The sequence below is a fragment of the Nonomuraea sp. NPDC001684 genome, assembly GCF_053596515.1.
The window spans coordinates 1-4816 of record NZ_JBSFGJ010000589.1 but is presented as its reverse complement, the minus strand read 5'-3'; the positions used below and the strand labels follow the sequence as shown (position 1 = coordinate 4816).

Below are 4816 nucleotides of genomic sequence, written 5' to 3'. Positions count from 1 at the left end.
CGGTCGGACAGCGGCCCGATGACGAGCTGCCCCAGCGCCAGCCCGGTGAGGAACGCGGTCAGCGTGAGCTGCACGCCGGCCGCGCCCGTCCCCAGACCCCGAGCGGTTCGGCGAGCTCTACGACCGGTACGTCGGCGAGATCCACGCCTACCTGGGCCGCCGGCTCGACCGGCAGGCCGCCGACGACCTGACCGCCGAGGTCTTCCTGGCCGCCTTCAGCAAACGCGCGACGTTCGACCCCCGGCGCGGCACGGTCCGCCCCTGGCTGTACGGCTTCGCCGGCAACCTGATCGCCCTGCACCGGCGCACCGAGGCCCGGCGGCTGGCCGCGTTGCAACGCAGCGCGGGCGCGCACGAGGAGCCCGAGCACGGCCACGAGGAGCGCGTCGTCATCCGCGTGGACGCCCAGAGCGAACAGGGCCGGCTCGCCGCCGAGCTGCGCGCGCTGCCCGACGGCGACCGGGACGTGCTGCTGCTCAGCGCGCTGGCCGAGCTGAGCCATGAAGAGGTCGCCCAGGCCCTCGACATCCCGTACGGAACCGTCGGCTCGCGCCTGTCGCGGGTGCGCAGAAAACTTCGGGCCGCCCTCGGCGGCGTCAACCCTTTGCACGGAGGCTCGGATGGATGACTACCGGGCGTTCCGGGACCTGCTGCCCGCACCGCCGCTGCGACCCGAGATCGAGCGGGCCGGCCGCGCCCGGCTGGACGCCGCCGTCGCCCGGGAACGCCGCCGTCCGGCGGGCCGGACCACAAGGCGGCGCGCGTGGGCGGTGCTCCTGGCCGCGGCCGCCGCCGCCGCGATCGCCGTCCCGCGGCTCATGCCCACGCCGGACGGGCCCGCCCGCCCGGCCGCGCTCACCCAGGCGGACGGCAAACGGTTCCTGCTGGTCGCGGCGGACTCGGTGGCCGCGCTGCCGGACGCGGGCGCCTGGTGGGGCGGCACGGAGGTGCGCGGCCGCCTGTTCCACGAGCCCGGCGGCCGGTACGTGCTGCGGGAGAGCGAGTCGGTCGAGACCTGGATCCCGGCCGACCCCGAGGGCCTGACCTGGTACCGGAAGGTCCCGCAGGGGATCGTGCCGGCGACACCGCAGGACGAGGCCGCCTGGGCCGCCGACGGCTCGCCCACGTCCTGGACCTTCGACCAGCCGGCGGAGGACGGCCGGACCGGGGTCGTGCGGGCCCGGCCCGGCCCGCCGCGCACCTGGTCCACCGAGGACTGGGACTTCCGCGTCCTGACCGCGGGCAAGCCGCTGACCAAGGCCGGCGAGGTGCCCGACACGCCGGAGGCGCTGCGGACGTACCTCGGCTCCGACGACCGCGCGACCGTCGACGCGGCGGCGCGGCTCCTGCTGTTCGCGCCGGTGACGAGCCGGACCAGGGCCGCCGCGTACCGGCTGCTCGCCTCCCTCCCCGGCGTCACCGCCGTCGGGCCGGTGACCGACGTGCTGGGCCGCGCCGGTCAGGCGGTCGAGTACGACGCCGGCGAGTTCGCCCCGACCGCCCGGCCGGGCGCGGCCAGGACCCGGCTGGTGATCGACCCGGTCTCCGGCAGCCCGCTTTCCGTCGAAACCCGTTCCGCCGCCGACGGCCTGCTCCTGACGTACGTAGCGATCAAGGACAGCCGCTGGGCGGACGTCAACCCCTTGAAGGAGAACCGATGAGACACACCCGTGCCCTCGCCGCCGCCGGTCTGGCGCTGGCCGCCGGCATCGCCGGTACCGCCGCCGCCACCGCCGTCCCGGCCTCGGCCGACGCGCCCAAGGGGGCGTACTGGCGGGTCGAGTCGATCCGCACCAGCGTCCATCCCCGCCCGGTCGGCAGCGGCTACCACCTGACCCAGCGCAACGTCAGCACCCACTGGTCGTCGCCCGACGGCAAGGGCTGGAACGGGTACCGCGACCTGGGCTCCAGGCCCGCGACCGCGAAGGACGAGGCGGCCTGGCGCGCCGACGGCTCGCCGACGAGCTGGGCGTACCGGACGGAGGGCATGAAGATCCGCCTGTCCACCGCCCCCGGCAAGGGCACCCTCGTGGCCGAGAAGCGCCCGCCCGGCTTCCGGCTGGGCGACGAGAAGTACGTGAGCCCCCAGCAGCTCCAGTCCCTGCCCGCGGACGCCGAGGGGCTGCGCGCGTACCTCACCGCCGACGTCGACGCCTGGATCGACAAGGCGGCGCAGGAGGCCACGACCACCGACCCGAAGGCGCGCAAGCAGGACTGGCTGGACCATCGCGACCGGTACGTCGCCGAGGAGGCCGTCACCCTGCTGTACGCGGTCCCGGCTCCTGACAAGGTCAGAGCCGCCGCCTACCAGGTGCTCAGGACCACCAAGGGCGTGGACGACCTCGGCGACGCCAAGGACCCGCTCGGCCGCTCCGGCCGGAAGCTGGCGCTGCCGGTACTCGCGGGCAAGGGGGCGGTGCTGCGGCAGCAGTACGTCGTGGACACCACGGCCATGACGGTGCTGGCCGAGTACACCGACCTCAAGGACGGCGGCAAGCCCGTGCTCGGCAAGACCGGCGTCACGACGATCACGGCGGCCTGGACCGACGACCGGCTCGCGGCCCCGCGGGTTCCCTAGCCGCCCTGCCGCGGGAAATCCGGGTGCGCAGGGCGGGCCGGATGGTGTCTGATCGGGGGATGACGATCGAGACGGGCCGGCCGGGGATCGACGGGCTCGGCGACGTGGTGCGGCTGCTGGGGGAGTGGCAGCGCGAAGGAGAGCCCGTGCAACTGCATCCGGGCGACCTGGGATGGTTCTGGCGGTTCGGCCAGGGGCGCACGGCGGCGGCCACCCTGACCTGGAGCCGGGCCGGGCAGGTCGTCGCGGCCGGGCTGCTGGACGGCGCCGACCTGCTGCGGCTGGCGTTCGCGCCGGGGGCGGCCCAGGACGAGGAGCTGGCCCGCCGGGTGGCCGGCGACGTGTCGGAGCCCGCACGCGGGGTGCTGCCCGAGGGGCGGGCGTACGTCGAGTCGCCGCCGGGCGCGCTGGTCCGGGACCTGTTGCTGAAGGACGGCTGGGCGGCCGACGACCCGTGGACGGTGCTCGGGCGCGACCTCGGCGCGCCTGTCCCGGATCCCGGCGTGCACGTCGAGGCGGTGGGGCCGGAGCAGGCGCCCGAGTGGGCCGCCGTCATCCGGGCGTCGTTCGACGGCTCGACCTTCACCGAGGAGCGCTGGCACGCGATGGCGGCGGGCGTCCCGTACGCCGGCGCGCGGTGCCTGCTCGCCCGCGACGACCAGGGCGCGGCGGTGGCGGCCGTGGCGGTGTGGTCGGCCGGTGCGGGCAGGCCGGGGCTGATCGAGCCGATGGGGGTGCACCGGGACCACCGGGGGCGCGGGCACGGCCGGGCGATCACGGTCGCCGCGGCGCGCGCGCTGCGGGAGGCCGGCTCGTCCAGCGTGCTCGTGTGCTGCCCGAGCTCCAACGCCGGTGCCGTCGCCACCTACCGGTCGGCCGGCCTCGAACGGCTGACGGTGAGACACGACGTGTCCCGCCACCCCTCCTGAGGCGTCCCGCGCGGCGGTCAGGCGGTGTGCAGGGTGCGGAAGTGCGCCGGGTTCGCCGGGTCGCGGTCGGCGACCTGGATCGGGGGCCAGGCCCACTGCCAGACGCCGATGCCCGGCGCGCGGGAGAACCGGATCGGCCCCCGGGTGCCCTCGACCGCGACGTGCGGCCAGGATCCGGCGACGGCCGCGCGGTCCACGCCGTGCGACCGCAGCGCCTCGGCCACCACGGTGGCCGTGTCGTAGCCCTCGAAGGCGACGAACGACGGCGTCGCGGCCAGCCGCTCGCGCAGGGCCGCCGCCACCCGTACGCCCAGAGGGCTCAGGCTCTCGGGCAGGTAGCGCAGGAACGGGATCGCGGCGCCGTCGTCGCCCAGCGACTCGGCCCACCCCGGGAACTCCGGCTGCCCGGCCGGGGCGCCGATCAGGGTCCCGGCCAGGCGCCGGTCGCGGCGCACGGCCCGCACGATCGGCACCGCCGGCTCCGGGTGGCCGACCAGGAGAAGCAGCGCCGTCGCGCCGTCGCGGGCGAGTTCGTCGCACACGGCCGCGGGGGTGAGCGCGGTCATGTCCAGCTCGGTGACCGTGCCGCCGCGGGCGGCGAGGCGGTCGCGCAGGACGCCGAGCCCCGACGCCCAGTAGACGCTCGGCTGCGTCGCCACCGCGACGCGCTCGTGGCCCGCGCCCAGAAGGAAGTCGGCGAAGATCCGCCACCCGCGCGACTGCGCGGGGGCCAGGCGCGCGACCCACGTCGCGGGCTCTTCGGTGAGCGCGTCGAGGACCGCCGAGGAGCAGAGGAACGGCAGGCCGACGGCCTCGGCACGGGCGGCGGCGGTCCGGGCGACCACGCTGTGGTACTCGCCGGTCAGCGCGGCCACCCCGAGCCGGGCCAGCTCGTCCACGGCCGCCGCCGCCTTCCGCGGATCGGCGGCGGTGTCCCGGACCACCAGCTCCAGCGGCCGGCCGCCGATGCCGCCGGCGTCGTTGACGTCCCGCACGGCCAGCTCCAGCCCGGCGAGCAGGTGGCGGCCCGCCTCGACCCAGCCGGGCGGGGTGAGCGGGGCGAGCGCGCCGATCCGGACGGACGGCCCGCCGGCCCGCTCGGCCCCCGGCTGCGACGACGGCGTGCTCATGCGCATGATCTCCCTGGACGTGATGATCCGATGGCCCAGTATGCCGGGATCGCGGCGTCGCGACGGCGCCGGGGCCGGGGTGCGGGCCGTCCCCGGCCGGAGTACGGCGATCTTGAACCGCCCGCCGCGCGTGGCGTCGTCCTTCCGCGGTGACTCTCCGTTATTTTGCGAGATGGATG

General features: G+C 76.5%; 6 protein-coding genes. 5 read left to right on the top strand and 1 reads right to left on the bottom strand.

Annotation, left to right across the window (positions count from 1 at the left end):
- The 5 genes from ACWCSD_RS47905 to ACWCSD_RS47885 all read left to right on the top strand — a co-directional run.
- On the top strand, nucleotides 1-191 hold a 191-nt coding region (locus ACWCSD_RS47905), incomplete at its 5' end, for a hypothetical protein (protein ID WP_449925702.1).
- Complete coding sequence (locus tag ACWCSD_RS47900; protein ID WP_449925704.1) at nucleotides 140-628, top strand: RNA polymerase sigma factor; 489 nt, start codon at nucleotides 140-142, stop codon at nucleotides 626-628. The genes ACWCSD_RS47905 and ACWCSD_RS47900, both read left to right, overlap by 52 nt.
- Entirely contained in the window at nucleotides 621-1661 is a 1041-nt protein-coding gene (locus ACWCSD_RS47895; RefSeq protein ID WP_449925701.1) for a hypothetical protein, read from the top strand. The genes ACWCSD_RS47900 and ACWCSD_RS47895 overlap by 8 nt, the downstream gene beginning before the upstream one ends.
- On the top strand, nucleotides 1658-2578 hold the full coding sequence (locus ACWCSD_RS47890; RefSeq protein ID WP_449925699.1) for a hypothetical protein: 921 nt from the start codon (nucleotides 1658-1660) through the stop codon (nucleotides 2576-2578). The genes ACWCSD_RS47895 and ACWCSD_RS47890 overlap by 4 nt, the downstream gene beginning before the upstream one ends.
- 59 nt (nucleotides 2579-2637) lie before the next feature.
- Complete coding sequence (locus ACWCSD_RS47885) at nucleotides 2638-3507, top strand: N-acetyltransferase family protein (RefSeq protein ID WP_449925697.1); 870 nt, start codon at nucleotides 2638-2640, stop codon at nucleotides 3505-3507.
- 17 nt (nucleotides 3508-3524) lie between these two features.
- Here the strand turns inward: ACWCSD_RS47885 and ACWCSD_RS47880 are convergent, their stop codons facing one another.
- On the bottom strand, nucleotides 3525-4637 hold the full coding sequence (locus ACWCSD_RS47880) for an ABC transporter substrate-binding protein (protein ID WP_449925695.1): 1113 nt from the start codon (nucleotides 4635-4637) through the stop codon (nucleotides 3525-3527).
- Nucleotides 4638-4816: the final 179 nt, after the last annotated feature.

Excerpts from the sequence above, each read along its gene's own strand:
- ACWCSD_RS47890 (WP_449925699.1), top strand. The coding sequence starts at position 1,658 with ATGAGACACACCCGTGCCCTCGCCGCCGCCGGTCTGGCGCTGGCCGCC.
- ACWCSD_RS47885 (WP_449925697.1), top strand. The coding sequence starts at position 2,638 with ATGACGATCGAGACGGGCCGGCCGGGGATCGACGGGCTCGGCGACGTG.
- ACWCSD_RS47880 (WP_449925695.1), bottom strand. The coding sequence starts at position 4,637 with ATGAGCACGCCGTCGTCGCAGCCGGGGGCCGAGCGGGCCGGCGGGCCG.
- ACWCSD_RS47895 (WP_449925701.1), top strand. The coding sequence starts at position 621 with ATGGATGACTACCGGGCGTTCCGGGACCTGCTGCCCGCACCGCCGCTG.